The sequence below is a fragment of the Streptomyces sp. NRRL F-5135 genome (genome assembly GCF_000719775.1).
GTDB lineage: Bacteria > Actinomycetota > Actinomycetes > Streptomycetales > Streptomycetaceae > Streptomyces > Streptomyces hebeiensis.
Genome location: NZ_JOHR01000003.1, coordinates 60,485 through 75,342, shown reverse-complemented (window position 1 = coordinate 75,342; position 14,858 = coordinate 60,485). Strand labels below are relative to the sequence as shown.

Annotated in this window: 12 protein-coding genes and 3 pseudogenes; 3 read left to right on the top strand and 12 right to left on the bottom strand. The window is 67.3% G+C overall.

Annotated elements, in window-relative coordinates:
* Positions 1–75: 75 nt before the first annotated feature.
* The 6 genes from IG02_RS0105700 to IG02_RS0105675 form a co-directional block, all read right to left on the bottom strand.
* The gene (locus IG02_RS0105700; RefSeq protein WP_030742555.1) at positions 76–798 is read right to left on the bottom strand and encodes an alpha/beta fold hydrolase; all 723 of its coding nucleotides are present in this window, start codon (positions 796–798) and stop codon (positions 76–78) included.
* Between the two features lie 51 nt (positions 799–849).
* Positions 850–1,755, bottom strand: a complete 906-nt coding sequence (locus IG02_RS0105695) for an NADP-dependent oxidoreductase (RefSeq protein WP_030742554.1) — start codon at positions 1,753–1,755, stop codon at positions 850–852.
* A 52-nt stretch (positions 1,756–1,807) separates the two neighbouring features.
* Complete coding sequence (locus IG02_RS0105690) at positions 1,808–2,890, bottom strand: MBL fold metallo-hydrolase (protein ID WP_030742553.1); 1,083 nt, start codon at positions 2,888–2,890, stop codon at positions 1,808–1,810.
* A gap of 46 nt (positions 2,891–2,936) precedes the next feature.
* Complete coding sequence (locus IG02_RS0105685) at positions 2,937–4,052, bottom strand: NAD(P)-dependent alcohol dehydrogenase (RefSeq protein WP_030742552.1); 1,116 nt, start codon at positions 4,050–4,052, stop codon at positions 2,937–2,939.
* 195 nt (positions 4,053–4,247) lie between these two features.
* On the bottom strand, positions 4,248–4,961 hold the full coding sequence (locus tag IG02_RS0105680; protein WP_420707727.1) for a Gfo/Idh/MocA family protein: 714 nt from the start codon (positions 4,959–4,961) through the stop codon (positions 4,248–4,250).
* Between the two features lie 364 nt (positions 4,962–5,325).
* Positions 5,326–6,954, bottom strand: a complete 1,629-nt coding sequence (locus IG02_RS0105675; RefSeq protein WP_030742550.1) for an ISAzo13 family transposase — start codon at positions 6,952–6,954, stop codon at positions 5,326–5,328.
* Between the two features lie 349 nt (positions 6,955–7,303).
* Between IG02_RS0105675 and IG02_RS0105670 the strand changes: the two genes are divergently transcribed.
* Complete coding sequence (locus tag IG02_RS0105670) at positions 7,304–7,735, top strand: RICIN domain-containing protein (RefSeq protein WP_030742548.1); 432 nt, start codon at positions 7,304–7,306, stop codon at positions 7,733–7,735.
* 77 nt (positions 7,736–7,812) lie between these two features.
* On the opposite strand, the pseudogene IG02_RS40365 reads toward IG02_RS0105670, so the two are convergent.
* Positions 7,813–8,254 (bottom strand): annotated as a pseudogene (locus tag IG02_RS40365) (IS5 family transposase); the annotation flags it as partial.
* A 143-nt stretch (positions 8,255–8,397) separates the two neighbouring features.
* Here IG02_RS40365 and IG02_RS0105665 point away from each other — a divergent pair.
* Positions 8,398–9,704: pseudogene (locus tag IG02_RS0105665) on the top strand (IS701 family transposase).
* Here IG02_RS0105665 and IG02_RS35960 read toward each other — a convergent pair.
* The 5 genes and pseudogenes from IG02_RS35960 to IG02_RS0105640 form a co-directional block, all read right to left on the bottom strand.
* Positions 9,702–10,195, bottom strand: a pseudogene (locus IG02_RS35960) (IS5 family transposase); the annotation flags it as partial. The pseudogenes IG02_RS0105665 and IG02_RS35960 sit on opposite strands and share 3 nt — an antisense overlap.
* 95 nt (positions 10,196–10,290) lie before the next feature.
* Positions 10,291–10,779: a DUF5994 family protein gene (locus IG02_RS0105655; protein ID WP_030742543.1), complete on the bottom strand. Its 489-nt coding sequence runs from the start codon at positions 10,777–10,779 to the stop codon at positions 10,291–10,293.
* A gap of 282 nt (positions 10,780–11,061) precedes the next feature.
* The gene (locus IG02_RS43795; protein ID WP_420707723.1) at positions 11,062–11,583 is read right to left on the bottom strand and encodes a hypothetical protein; all 522 of its coding nucleotides are present in this window, start codon (positions 11,581–11,583) and stop codon (positions 11,062–11,064) included.
* A gap of 6 nt (positions 11,584–11,589) precedes the next feature.
* On the bottom strand, positions 11,590–12,126 hold the full coding sequence (locus tag IG02_RS0105645; protein ID WP_030742541.1) for a DUF5994 family protein: 537 nt from the start codon (positions 12,124–12,126) through the stop codon (positions 11,590–11,592).
* A gap of 189 nt (positions 12,127–12,315) precedes the next feature.
* Complete coding sequence (locus IG02_RS0105640) at positions 12,316–13,293, bottom strand: magnesium transporter CorA family protein (protein ID WP_030742540.1); 978 nt, start codon at positions 13,291–13,293, stop codon at positions 12,316–12,318.
* A 255-nt stretch (positions 13,294–13,548) separates the two neighbouring features.
* Here IG02_RS0105640 and IG02_RS0105635 point away from each other — a divergent pair, with 255 nt between their 5' ends.
* Complete coding sequence (locus tag IG02_RS0105635; RefSeq protein WP_030742539.1) at positions 13,549–14,586, top strand: fatty acid desaturase family protein; 1,038 nt, start codon at positions 13,549–13,551, stop codon at positions 14,584–14,586.
* Positions 14,587–14,858: the final 272 nt, after the last annotated feature.

Sequence of the window (14,858 nt, the reverse complement as noted above, 5' to 3'; positions counted from 1 at the left end):
CCATGGCGAGCGAGCAATTATTGCCGTTCGCGTAGCGGCCGCGGGGTTTGAGCCCGAGTGACCCAAGCGCAGGTTTTACACGTGAGCCCAGTGGGCCTCGAGTTCGCGCGCGACATCGGCCGGACACTCTATCATCGGCCAGTGCGAGCTGCGCAGCTTGAAGACGGCACGTGCGCGTGTGGCATTACCGAGCTCGTCGGCGAAGCGGTGAGGAAGAAACGGATCGTCTAGGCCCCAGATCACTAGCGCTGGTGCGGTCACATTGCTCAAACCTGGCTTCCACTCCGCCCCGACCTCGATCGCCGAACGGTAAAGGGCGAGAATGCTTGCTCTCATAGTGGCATCGAGATGCCGGACCGATTCGTTTGCCGCGTCGCGCGGCATCTGCGCCTCGTTGAGGCTTGCTGCGAACGCCTCGAGGTCGAGGTCCGCCATCCATTGCTCGCCCTCGCCTGGCGTTTGCCAGATCTTGGCAAGATAGTGCCACGGATACTCCGGATCGATTGGTCCGCTGATGCCTGTCCATGTCCGCACCAGATCTGGTCGGATAGACGCGAGACGGCCCGTGAGCAGGGACCCCCAATCATGACCGACCAGGTCGACGGGTTCGCCGATTTCTTCGATCTTCTTAATAAGCCAATCGAGATACTCTTCTTTCGTCGACGTGAATCCCGCTGGTAGTGGTACGCCAAACCCGGGGAGGTCGATCGTCACAATATCGTCGCGTTGAAGATAGGAACGGACGGTGTCCCAAAGCCGGCGGGTATCAGGTACACCATGGACGAGGACTGCAGGCATTTCGGATTCTCCAATTGATTGTTGTCGTGGTTGAATGGCCGGTCGGCCGAGTCAGGGAAGGAGGATGACTTTGCCGTGGGTGTGGCCCGTGGCGACGAGGCGATGAGCGTCCGCGGCCTCGTCGAGTGGGAAGCTCCGGCCGATGCGTGCGGTCCATGCGCCGGCGGCGATCAGATCCAAGGCTTCCTGGACAGGGCCGCGGTTGCGGTTCCCGCTGCCCCCGGGGCTGAATGCGACTCCGTGTTGTGCGGCATCGCGGTCGGCGAGCGTCACGATCCGGCCGGGGCCGCCGAGAAGATCGACGAGGGCGGGAAGGAGCCCCTTGCCGGCGGCGTCGAGCGCGGCGTCGACCCCGCCCGGAGCGGCGGCACGGATGCGATCGACCAGGCCCGGGCCGTGGGCGACAGGGGTCGCTCCGAGACTCCTGACGAAGTCGGCGTTGGCAGTCCCGGCGACGCCGATCACCGTCACACCGCGCCGTCGCGCGAACTGCACGGCGGCGCCGCCCAGAGCACCGCTCGCGCCGGTGACCACGAGCGTTTCACCCGGGCGAATGTTCAGAAGCCCGAGAGCCCTCGCCGCGTTGTCGGCGCCGATGACAGTAGCCGCGGCCTCCTCGAAGGAAACGCCGTCGGGGATCATCGCGAAGTTGCTGCTGACCGTGTACTCGGCGTAGGAGCCCTGGGTGGCGGAGTCCGGCCACCCGGCGACGCGGTCGCCGACCACGCCCACGTCGACGCCCGGGCCGACCGCCTCGACGACGCCGGCGAACTCGAATCCGATGATGGCGGGAGCACGCAGGCGGAACGCTCCGGCGCGTGCCTGGATCTCCGCCGGGTTCACCCCGGCGGCGTGAACCCGCACCAGTACCTGACCCGGACCCGGCACCGGTCGCGGAGCCTCCGCAACCCGCAACACGGAGGGTTCGCCGAACGAGGTGATGACGGCGGCTTTCATGATGATCCTTCTCGTATACAAGAGTCATTTGCTCGCACCGTTCAGAACGGTGTCAGGTCAGGAAGACCGGAGGATTCTCGCCCCGCAGGCGGTAGTCGGGCCGGGGCCGTTCGAGGCGGATCGATTCCAGCACGGTGTACGCGTGGTACTTGGTCTGGGTGGTGGCTCCCGCCAGTCGTTCCCACCAGAGCCGGCCGTCGCTCGTTTCCTTCTCCAGGACGTGGCGGGTGGTGTAGTTCGCCATGGAGCTGATCCAGTTCTCGGTACCGACGAATATCCTGTCCCAGCCGGTGCCGGTCACGATGTCGGCGAGCGCATCCGAGCGGCTGAACCGCTCGACCGCCGCAGTCGCCCCCTCGAGCACGTCGGCGAAGTACTCCACGCACAGCTTCACCTGCTCGTAGGTGCCGTAATGCATGTGGTGCCCGCCGACGAAGTAGTCGAAGTCGTATGCGAGGATCTGAGACTGAGCTTCGTACCAGCCGGAGATGTTCTGCGAGGCGTCGCAGTGCATGAACGTGACGCTTCCCGGACTGACGATGTCGACGGCCGTGAGCACCTTCTGCCGCGGTGCGTAGATGAAGATATTGCCGGGGCAGTGGTTCTCTCCCCTGTAGGAGAGCTGCAGGCTCACACCGCCCACTTCGAGGACGAGTTCGTCGTCGAACGTCCTCGTCGGCAGGGGGCGCTTCGGGTCGGGGAAGCGCTCCAGGAGTTCCTTGGTGATGCGGTGGGCGACGATCTCGACGTCGGGACCGAACACGGAGGCCGCGCCGATGTGATCGGCGTGCCAGTGGCTGTAGATGACGTGGGTCACCGGTCGGTCGGTGACGTCCTCGATCGCCGCCAGCATGTTCTCGCCCAGCGTCGGGGGTGCGTCGATCGCGACCACGCCCTCCTCGGTCACCACGAATGCGGCGTCGTAGCCGGCACTGGTGACCCAGTAGAAGCCGCCGCGCAGTTCTTCCACGTGGTAGCCGTACTTCTGGAAGTGCTCGCTCTGGAAATACGGGGGGTAATAGCCCTCGGGGTCCAACGGGTCGTCCGCCCCCGAGCGGGGGAATCCATAGTGGTCGATCCCGTAGAAGCTCGGGGTTTCTTCGACGCTGATGGGTATCTGACTGCTCTGGCACATCGACGGGATCCTCTCTGTGTTCTTGGGAATCTGTCGAACGGGTGGTCTATCCCGGTGACGTGAATCGAAGGACCGCCTTGGTGACGCGGCCTGAGCCCGCATCCTCGAACGCGGTGTTGATATCGGCGAAGTCGTAGAAGGACAGCAGTCGGTCGATGGGGAACCGGCCCGCTCGATAGAGCTGGGCAAGGTCGTTGATCAGGAGCGACGAGACGGCGTCACCCTGGATGATGCCCTGAAGCGACTGGCCGAGCGTGAGCCGGCCGGCGTCGAGCATGGCGCCCGCTCCTTCGTGGAACGCCACGAAGCCGAATCGGCCCATCGGTGCCAGGGCGCCGACCCCGGCGTCGAGGTTCTCCGCGCGGCCGCTCGTGTCGAGGACGTACTCCAGACCGCGTTCGTCGACGGTCCGGAGCGCGCCGGTCAGATCCTCGACCTGGCCGGGGTTGACGAGGTGCGTCGCTCCGAGATCGCGGGCCAGCTCGAGGCGGCCGGCGTCGACGTCGACGGCGACGATGGTGGTGGCACCCGCGACATGTGCCGCCATGACCGCCGCCAGGCCCACCGCGCCCACGCCGAAGACCGCGAAGGACGCTCCCGCCGGCACGGCGAGTGCCTTGAGTACGGCCCCCGCGCCCGTCTGCAGCCCGCACCCCAGCGGCGCCATGACGTCGAGGGGCAGATCGCGGGGGACCTTGATCGTGTTCCGTTGGTGGGTCAGGGCGTGGGTGGAGAACGAGGACTGGCCGAAGAAGTGACCGTGTGGCTCTGTGCCGTGGGCGACGTGGAGACCGTTCGAGCCGTCCAGGCGGGCGCCTGCGAAGTTGGCTGCCCAGACGTTGTCGCAGTAGGCCGCGTGAGAGGACATGCACGGCTTGCAGCGGCCGCACGAGTGGTAGGAGAGGACGACGTGGTCACCGGGCTCGACGGTGGTGACAGCGGCCCCCACGCGTTCGACGACTCCTCCTCCCTCGTGCCCCAGCACCACCGGCAGCGGCGTCGCCATTCGCTGTGCCCGCACGTGAGCGTCGGTCGCGCATATTCCGGTCGCGACCATGCGAACGAGTACCTCGTCGGACCGCGGGTCCTCGATCTCGATGTCGCGGAAATCGAAGGGCCCGTCCTGCGCATCGAGAACAGCGGCGCGCGCGGAGGTGGTCATACGCCGTGAGCCTGCCGCGAAGCGCCGCGAGGGCCATGGTGACGAGGGACTGAAATCATCAACGACTCCCTGATCTGGGGGGTGGGCCTCAGGAACCCTTCAGCGGGTCCGAACCTATGTCGGCTGCCCGTGCCCGCGGATCGGTCGCCGTATCCGTCACGGCAGTAATGCACGGTGCCGCGAGGTGCGGTGGCGTCAGTGCCGGACGCCGGTCCGGGCGGCTTGTTCGACTCGGGCGATGAGACGCCTGTTGTGGGCGGCGTGCTGGAAACCCGGGGTGTGGTGGGTGCCGTTCGTGATGTCGCGGGCCAGGCTGGCGTAGACCTCGCCGACGTTGATGGAAGCGCCCGTCCAGATGTCGGCGGCAGTGGGTCCCGTGCCGGTGGCGACCGGGCGGTCGGGCGCGGTGAAGTCGACGCTCGACGAGAGGGTGAGGTCGCCGACCTGAACGCCCGCGGGGTGGTCGCCCGTCAGCCTCAGCCAGCCCTCCGATCCGCGTACTTCCAGACTGAAGTGGGCGTCGGAGGCGGGCACGCCCGCCAGGATCTGCACCCCGACCGGAGCCCCCGAGGAGGTCTTGGCGATGGCGTCGAGGTGATCCGGGACCTCGCGGACAGATATCGCGCCGGTGTCGACCAACTTCACCTGGGGCCAGAGGAGTTCGGTTCGGGCGTCGATCTCGGTGACGTCGCCGAGAACGGCCTCGACCACATCCAGGACGTGGCCCGCGGCAATGGTGAGGAAACCGGCTCCGGACGCTGCCTTGTCGAAGTACTCGTACGCGCTCACCGACTCCGGGCCGTTGCCAAAGGTCGTCGCTGCGACTCGCGCCGAGAGCAGCCGCCCGAACCGGCCCTCAGCGATGATCTCCGCCGCGCGGCGTACCGAGGGGTTGAGCCGGCCCTGCAGGCCGGCAACCTGGCAAGGGCGGAGGCGGCGGAGCGGGAACTCCGGAGACAGGGCACTGTGAGGAAAGCCGTTCCACTGACCGTGGTAGAAGGTTGTCGCGGGAACGCAGGCTGAGGACGAGAAAATCAGCGGCCCGAGTCCGGCAAAGCGTCTTGGCTGCTCTGCCCGGTCTGGGCGCCGCTACCTCGCCAAGTCCAGTCGGCAGCGCGGGTGGTCCGGAGGTTGCGGTTGGCGGTAACGCTGAGTGCCGCCTCCATTGCCTAATTGAGTTTACGACTGTGCGTTGAGACCCTGGGTGAGAGGGCGGCCCACCCCCGCGCGTGCGGCGGTGCGAGCCGCGACCTGCCTAAGGGCTTGCAGATCATTAACACGTCGTCTTGATCTTGCTGTAGGAGTTGTCGCTCTGGGATCGAACCCGGGCCTGGAGAGCTGTGAGGGCGGCGGGTGGGGTGGCTGCCGGCGCGATGACGATGTCGTGGGCCGTGAGTAGCCTCCTGATCTTGAGCAGGGTGCGGTGCATGGCGGTCCGACTGCTGTCGAACAGCACGGCGAGGGGTTCCGCGGCCAGGGCGACCCGTAGGTGGAGCACGCTGGCCAGGACTTGGTCGGGGAAGGCGAGCCGGGGCGGGCGGCCGCGCTGGGTATCGCCGTTCGGAGCCAAAGTCTTTGTGAAATCGGCCAGTTGTTGTCGGGACATCCCGGTCAGCGTGGGATCGGACAGCAGGTCCTTGTCCCATTCCGGGGCCGACGTCTGCGGGGCCCCGGCCGCCGGGATGGCCGGGCACGGCTGTGGGTGCAGGGCGTAGTTCCAATCGCCGTGGAAGACGTGTCGGGTCAGCGGCAGGGCGGCCATGTCCGCGTCACCGATGTGGATTCCGGTCGGGTAGGTGTTCGTGTCTAGCTCTGCTCTCACCCGTAGTCCGGTGCGGGTGGTGGTCGCGGCGATGGACTGGACGATGACTTCGTGGCTGGTCAGCGGGCGCCCGCGCCAGTTCATGGTGATGTGGGAGAACAGCCGGTGCTCGATCTTGTTCCACTTCGAAGTTCCCGGCGGCAGATGACACACCGTGATGGTCAGCCCCGTTTCCCCGGCGAGCTGGGCCAGTTCGAGCTTCCAGGCCCGGGTGCGGTAGCCGTTGGAGCCGCCCGCGTCCGCGGTGATCAGCAGCCGTGTCGAGCCCGGGTAGGTGCTCCGCCCCTGATCGTGCCACCAGCGGCGGATTGATTCCACCGCGAACGCGGCGGTGTCGTGGTCGGTGCCGACGTTGACCCAGCCGGTGTCCGCCGCGAGATCGTAGATGCCGTAGGGGACGGCCTTGCCCAGCTGCGGGTCGGCGAAGTCGTGCACGTTCACCCGTACCGGATCGGCTGCGGGTCGCCACTGCCGTCCGCCGTTCTTGAACGCGCCGACGAGTTCCTTCTTCTTGGTGTCGACGCTGATCACCGGCTGACCGGTGTCCCGGTGCTCGCGGGCTTGCTCGTTGAGATAGCGGAACTGGGCATCCCGGTCCGGATGCTGGCCGCCCTCGATGGTTTTGGAGTTGGCCTGCAGACTGAAGCCCTCCTCGCGCAGCAGGCCGGCGACCGTGTCGGCGCTGACCCGGTGTCCGGCCCGGGTCAGTGCCAGCGCCAGCGTGCGCGTCGACTTCACCGTCCACCGCAGCGGCGACATCGGATCACCCCGCACATCCGGCTCTACAAGCGCCAGCAGTGCCGGTCGCAGTCCCGGATCCAGGTCCGTGACCCGCTTGCGGCCTCCGCCCGGACGCCGCACCCTGCCCAGAGGTCCCTCGCCGGCTTCCAACTCGAACACACCCTTGCGGACCGTGGTCTCGCTGACCGCAGCCGCTCGCGCGACGGCCCGAACGCCGCCATGCCCCAGAGCACGTGCTTCCGCGGCCATCAACAGCCGCCGCTGCCGTTCGTCCAGATGCGGCAGCAACACGGCGAGCTTCATAGCAAGTTGGTCACGTGTCTCGTCCGGGATGCGCATACCACACCAACGATCCCAAGAACGGGAAGCAACACCTTGATTCCCTGCAAGCCCTTAGGAGCTGTCCGGCCGATCACGGGGTGCGGGCTCTCAGCTCGTGATCGATCAGGGGTGCTTCTCTGCTTGAGTACTACCTACGTGCGGATCTTGCCGTCGTGGCGTTCGAAGCAGGACATGGCACGACACGGCGAACTATCTCTCGGCCCGGGCGTCAACGGCACTGTGCCCTCATTCGTAGGCCGAGTGTTTTTCACTCGACTGTGTGGTTTGGACCCCACCGACAGGCCGGTTCGGCTCTCCTGCGTCTAACTTGCATGGTTGGCAATAAACCTAACGAGAAGGAGGAGACATGAATGACTTTCCGACCGGCGACTTCTTTATCCGGAACGTTTTCAGTGAGAAGGTGCTCGACGTCGCAGATCACAGTACCGAGCCCGGCCACGAGGTCGTGGTCTTCGACAGGAAGCGCAACGACCACGACAGCCAACTGTGGCGATACGAAAATGGCTACCTGATCAACAAGAACAGTGGGCTCGTCCTTCAGGTCCCCGGGCGCGACGGCGGCGGAAATATCGATCCGGGAACGATTCTCACTCAGGGAGTGAAAGCGGAACGGGCACTGAACCAACTCTGGGCGTGCAACTACAATCTTTTGATGCCGTACGACCCCGCAGTCGCCATCACCGCACAAGGCGGCGAGTTCGCGCTGGGCACGAGTGCTGTCGTCGAAAAGTATCAAATGGGCGATTCCAAGTTCGAGTGGACGTTCGATACGCCCTAAGTGCCTGGAAAGCGAAGCCGGTTATGACTTCTCGGAATCGATCCAGTCACATCGAAGCGGAATTCCAGCACACCGATTCATGATCGCAGCCAGATGATCAGAGCTGCGGCGGTGACCGTTCCAAGGAACATGTAACCGCGCTTGTCGTACCGCGTTGCCACAGCTCGGAAGTTCTTCAGCCGATTGATGGCCCGTTCGACAGTGTTGCGCTTCTTGTACTGGTCCCCGTCGAAGCCTGGTGGGCCGGCCGCCGCGTGAGCCCCTGCGCAGGCGGGCGGCCTGGCTGTCGGTCTTCTCCGGAACGGTGTGCCGGATTCCGCGACGGCGCAGGTACTCCCGGCATGGGCCGTTGCTGTAGCCCTTGTCCGCCGCAACGCTGGCGGGCTTCTTACGGGGCCTGCCCGGCCCGAGTCGAGGGACGCGAATCTTCTCCAGCACCGGCACGAATTGGGTGCAGTCCGCCCGCTGCCCTGCCGTGACAGTCAGGGACAGTGGGCGGCAGCGGCCATCGGCGCTTAGTACTCCAGTCTGGTTTCGCGATCTTGTCGCGGACGCGGCTGGGAACGGGTACGGCCACCGCGTGATCACCGGTTGGTGTGTGGACAAACGAAGATCGTGCGGTGGCCGCGGGCCATAGCGTAGACCCTGCTCACTGGCGGGAGATGTTCGACCAGGCCATGGCCCGGATCGCGGGACGTTTCGGCCGGGTTGAGCCGAGGGCGAGTGCCCGTGCCTATCTGCTCGGGCTGCTGTCGACGGCGGAACGGAAGAACTGCTGGCAGCTGGCGGAACAGGCTGGTCACGCGCGGCCGGGGTCGATGCAGCGGCTGCTGCGCCACGCCCGCTGGGACGCCGATGCCGTCCGTGACGACCTCCGCGCCTATGCCGTCGAGCACCTCGGCACCGACGGCGGCGTGATCATCGTGGACGAGACCGGTTTCGTGAAGAAGGGCCACGCCTCGGCGGGGGTGCAGCGCCAGTACACCGGCACCGCAGGACGCATCGAGAACGCCCAGGTCGGGGTCTTTCTCGCCTATGCCACCAGCCGGGGGCGGACGCTGATCGACCGCCGGCTCTACCTGCCTGAGCACTCGTGGTGCGCCGACTCCGAGCGCCGCCACGCTGCCGAGATACCCCAGGAAGTGCAGTTCCGGACCAAACCCCGCCTGGCCTGGGAGATGATCGCCGCCGCGCTGGAGGCCGGGGTGGAGGCGCGGTGGGTGACCGGGGACGAAGCCTACGGGCAGGACCCGCAGCTTCGCGCCGCCCTGGAAACGCGCGGCACCGGCTACGTCATGGCCGTTGCCTGCTCGGCGCGGGTACGGATCAACGCAGGCCGCACCGCCATCCGCGCGGACACCGTCGCCGAACGTCTGCCCGCCACGGCCTGGCAGCGGCACAGCGCCGGGGCTGGTGCGAAAGGGCCGCGCTACTACGACTGGGCCTGGATCCACATCGGCACCGGCGGCCACCGCCACCTGCTGATCCGCCGCAACCGCACGACCGGTGAACTCGCCTTCTACCTGTGCTGGTCACCCACCACCGTCACCCTTGCGGAACTCGTCCGCGTCGCCGGTGTCCGCTGGAGCGTCGAGGAGTGCTTCCAGGCCGCCAAGAGCCAGGTCGGACTCGACCACTACCAAGTCCGCAACTGGACTTCGTGGCACCGGCACATCACCCTCGTCATGCTCGCCCTGGCCTTCCTCACCGCCGTCGCCGCCAGCTCAGCCCACGCGCGACCCGCCCAGCCGGCCCATCTCACCAGCGATCACCCCGCGATCAAGCTGACCGTCCCGGAGATCCGACACCTACTCGCCTTCTTCAACCCACCAGCCGTGTCAGCGGCCACGCTGTTGCACTGGTCCGACTGGCGGCGACAACACCAAGCGACAGCCCGGCGCAGCCACTACCGACGACGCTCCAGCGACGAACCGACTGGATAGATCACGAAACCGCACTGGAGTATTAGGTGGATCTTGCTGGTGAAGCCACCGCGTGAGCGACCCAGGCTCTCGCCTTGCTCACCACCTCCGCCAGGCGGCCGACGACACCCTGCCACGACGTCTCGTCCTGGTGTTCTGGCGGTGCCGCCCCCTTTGAACCGGGGGCGGGCGGCGGATTGATGCGGGCGCCCGCCGCGTGCTGATGGGCACGCACGACAGTGGAGTCGACCGAGATTTCCCAGTCGATCTGGCCCACCGCATCAACCCCGGCCTGAACCTGCTGGAGCAGGCGTTCCCACGTTCCGTCAGCCGGCCACAACCGGTGCCGTTCATAGACGGTCTTCCACGGTCCGAACCGTTCAGGCAGGTCACGCCAGTGCACTCCGGTCCGCACCCGGTACAGGATCCCGTCGATCACCTGGCGATGGTCACGCCACCTGCCACAACGCCTGTTGCTGACCGGCAAGAGCGGCCGCAACCGCTCCCACTGGGCATCTGTCAGATCACCGCGCCCCATGCCCGCACCAACGATCCGGGCGCGACGCAGTTACATGATCGGCCGGACGGTTCCTAGGGTCCAGGCCGACGGGGAGTCGATCCGCGACGGACGTGTCAGGCCGGCGTAGGCGGCGTGTCTCCGCCCGTATCGATGAGGATCTGTCCGGCCTCGGTGACGTTGTCGGCCCGTACGGCCCTGGCCATCGCGGCGCGTGCCGCGTCGGGCGACGTGTCCGGAGGGACCAGCATCAGGGAGAAATGGTCCCGGTCGCCCCGGGTGACGAGGACGGTGTCGTCACCGACCGGGAAGGAGTCGAGGTGGACGACTCGGTCGTCGACCATCACCCGGGGCGGCAGTCCGTCCCAGGCGCTCCCGTCCAGACCGACCCGGGTGATGGGCCCGAGATGCTCGGTCAACGCGGAGATCAGCGAGGGGAGCTCGGCACCTATGTCCCGGGACCGCGGCCACCATGCGCCGTCCAGGATTCCCTCGCGCGCGTGCGTCGTCTCCAGCCTCAGCAGGGCCGTCCCCGGTCTCACGGACCGGTGAACGGCGTCCGGCAGGAGCCGGGGGAGATGATCGGAGGTGTCCGAGTCGGCCATGATGTCCGCCCGTCGTAAAGGTCAGTGCCACCGCGGAGCATGCGACCGCGTACGACCCTGCTCGCTCACCGTACTCCGCACGACGCTCGCGCGAGCACCTCGCCGCACGGCGCGGTTACGGAAACGGGCAACGGCTCCGGCGTATACCCGCCGGAGCCGCCCTTCCGGGTCATTGCACGTGAGCGTGCGCCGACCCGCTTTCCACGTTACGCCAAAGGGACTGATCCGACAGGAAGAATCCTTGCGAAGGTTCGCTTCGGTCCGAGAAAGCGACGCGGCGGCTCAGCCACGCCCTTCCTCTTGCGTCTCCATCTGCCGGATCCCCTGGTGCGTCAGCGTGATCATCGCGGGCGTGTTGCCCCTCCCCCAGTCCACGACGACCCAGCCTTCGTCCGCCAGGTACATGCTGGCAGCGGCCATGTCCTGCTCAGGGATGCCGAGGTCGGTGCGGAGCTTCGCCCCATCGACGCCCAGGAGGCGATTGCCCTCGGCGGCTTGGTACAGAGCCTGCATGATCCTCTCGCGGTACGTCTTCCGGTCTCGCAAAATCGCCATGACGCGCCTTCCTCTACCGTCCGCCGGGCCGAAGTCGATGTCATCCGCGGCAGCCGTCGCGGGGTGCGTCGGAACGCTCGCGTCCACCGCCGGCCTACGGCGCCTCCGGGGCCGACGCCCGATCCCCGGCAGAACATCGCTGTAGTGGAAGGCAGCGATCCGTTCGTCGTGCTGACCATTGAGCTGGTGGATCAGAACGACTCCGCCGGCGACCAGAAGGAGCAGGACGGCCACGGCGATGACGAGCACGGGATCTCACCTCCGCCGACCGGCGGGCGAGGGCCCCGCCGAGCCGATGGGCCGGGGCAGGGACGACGGTCGACCTGCTCCGCCGTCGGCCTCCCAGGCTTCCTCCCTGTTTCGTGCATCGATCCTGTCTGCCGCTTGCTCCCGGGCCGGGACATCGATGCCGTCGCCGGCCATCAGCTGCGCGGCGGCGTCAGCACCGGTTTCCGGCGGTATCACCAGCATGTCCCGGCGGCCGTCAGCGGAGAAGAGAGTGAGTCTGTGCGGATCCTGCTCCTCGGTGGACCAGTCCACCTGCACGGTGCGCCCGGCGTCGGACACCCAGTGCGGCAGGACGGGCCAGTAGGCCGGGTGCACGGTTACACCCGTGATACGACCCCAGCGATCGCCCAGTGCGGCCGTCAGGGACGGCAGCTCACGGGTCAGGGCACGGGAGCGAGGCCACCATATGCCGTCCAGCCCGCCCGGCGCGGGCGTCAGGGACAGCCGGGCCGGCTGCGGCGGCGCGCGCCTGCTCGATGTCGTACGGTCAATGGTCACGGCCATGGCGCGGACCCGTCCCCGGGCTCGTGGGTGCGGCCCGGCGCTGTCGATCACCGGAAACGGCACCCGCAGCGGAGCCGGTGCGCGAAGGACTCCCGGTGTCTTCACACTACTCCGCTCACCGGCCCGAAAAGCCCGGGATGACCAGGGAGTTTCCCGCCTTCGGGACCTGGTCGCCGGTGCCGATGCCGGTCAGAGCCAGTCCTTGCGCTTGAACGTCAGATACAGCAATGCGGACAGGAGCACGATGACGGCGGCGGAGGTGATGAATCCCGACTCGCGGCCGAAACCGGGATAGGGGAGATTCTGGCCGTAGTAGCCGGTGATCGCGGTGGGAACGGCGATGATCGCGGCCCAGCTCGTCACCTTCTTCATGATCAGATTCATGCTGTTGGCCCGGACCGAGAGGTTCGTCTCCATGACCGAGGCCACCAGGTCCCGCAGTGATTCCGTCCACTCGGTCGCACGCAGCACGTGGTCGTAGACGTCCTGGTAGTACGGGACGAGAGGGTCGGTGATCAGGTGCAGGCCGGGGCGCATGAGCCCGTTGACCACCTCGCGCATCGGAAGCACGACGCGGCGCAGCCGGACGAGCGACTTGCGCAGTGCGAAGACCCGGCGCTGCACGGCTTCGATCTCACGGCGCCCGGCCGCGAAGAGCAGGCCCTCCAGCTCTTCGCTGCTGTCGTCCAGTTGCTGAACGGCGGCGAAGTGTCCGTCCACGAGATGGTCGAGCAGACCGTGCAGCAGGAATCCGACGCCGTGGCCGGCCAGGTCCGGGCTCTCGTCCCAGCGGGCGACGACGTCCTCGATGTCGAGGCCGTCGTCCTTGCGGACGGTGATCATGGCCTGGCCGGTGAGGAATACGGCGATCTCGCTGTACGTCAACTGCGCACCGTCCGGGCTGACGGTCACGGCATAGGCGCTGAGGAACTCGTGGGTGCGATAGCGGTCGAGTTTCGGCCGCTGTCCACGCTGGGCGGCATCCTCGAGAGCCAGTTCGTGGATGCCGAACTCCTGACCGAGCATGGTGAGTTCAGCGGCTCCGGGCCGGTGCAGGTCCAGCCACAGGACCGACGCCGGATCAGCGAGATGCGCAGGGACGTCACCGACGGGAAAGTCCTCCAGGACCAGAGTGCCGTCGTGATACAGCCGGGTACGCGTCACCATGGCCCGAGGCTAGTGTCTTATATCCCTTCGATGCCGCTTCGCCCCGATTGCCAGCGCGGAAGGTCATCGACAGCGGCCACCCTCCGGGGAGGACCTCACGACGGCAGAGCCCGGCGACATCCGCAGGCTCCGGCCGACGAGCACCAAAGTGCCGGCCCGAAGGCAGGAGTGCGGGTACCCGGCTACGGCATCGCATCCGGCGTACACCGCCCGACCGGATGCGACCCGCCAGGCCAGGAAGGACACGCCGACAGCATGACCGCGCACACCCCTCCCCGTCGCCCGCCTCCCCCCGCAGGCGGCAGTGATTTCGCCCGTCTGTCCAAGAAGATCGCCGAGGCCAGCCTGATGAACCGGCGCCCCTGCTACTACATGGTCCGGTCCATCGCCGTGGCCGTTGCCTACGCCGGGGGCTGGGGGGCGTTCGTCGTCATCGGCGCCGGCTGGTGGACCCTGGCGGTCGCCGCGTTCCTCGCCGTGATGTTCGGCCAGGTGGCTCTGCTGGCCCACGACGTCGCCCACCGCCAGGTCTTCCGCCGGCGCCGGCCCAGCGAGACGGCCGGCCGCATAGCCGGGGCCGCGATCGGGATGGGCTACGGATGGTGGCAGGACAAGCACACCCGCCACCACGCCAACCCCAACCACGAGGACCTCGACCCCGACATCGCCCCCGACCTGCTCGTGTGGTCCCAGGACCAGGCCCGCGCCGCGACCGGACTGCCGAGGCTCCTCGGCCGCTGGCAGGCGTTTCTCTTCTTTCCGCTGCTCCTGCTCGAAGGGGTCAACCTTCATGTCTCCAGCGCGCGAGCACTGGGCAACCGCGCCCTGGACGGCACGCTGCTCTACGGGCACACCGCCGCCTACCTGACCGCAGTGTTCCTCGTCCTCCCACCCGGCACGGCGATCGCGTTCCTGGCCGTCCACCAGTGCCTGTTCGGCCTCTGCCTCGGTTGTCTGTTCGCCCCCAACCACAAGGGCATGCCGATCCTGACCGGCAACGACCGCCCCGACTTCCTGCGCCGCCAGGTCCTCACCGCACGCAACGTACGCGGCAGCTGGTTCACCGACCTCGCCCTGGGCGGCCTGAACCACCAGATCGAACACCACCTGTTCCCCAGCATGCCCAGCCCGCACCTGCGCAGGGCCCGGCCCCTCGTCCGCCGCTACTGCCAGGACCTGGGAGTCGACTACCTGGAAACCGGACTGATCGCCTCCTACCGGCAAGCACTCGCCAGTCTCCACCGAGCAGGAGCGCCACTGCGGCGAGCCCGTATCGGCAGCGCCCCAGCATGACGCACCGGCGCCACCGGTAGATGATCTCGCCGCCCTCCCTGAACCAGGAGGCAATCCGTCGAACCGCTTCCATGAGTCGGCAGCCGTAACCCATCCAGATGTCCTTGCCGTACTCATCGACGCCTGAGCCACAGCCCGGTAGCACGGCCCCTCGCTTCCGGTCGGCCCCGCGAGCATCCAGGCCGGGCACGGGAGTCAGCAGCCCCCCACCCGTACGCCGATACCAGCGACAAGGCCACCGGGCACGACCGAGGCGACCACGTTCGCCGACG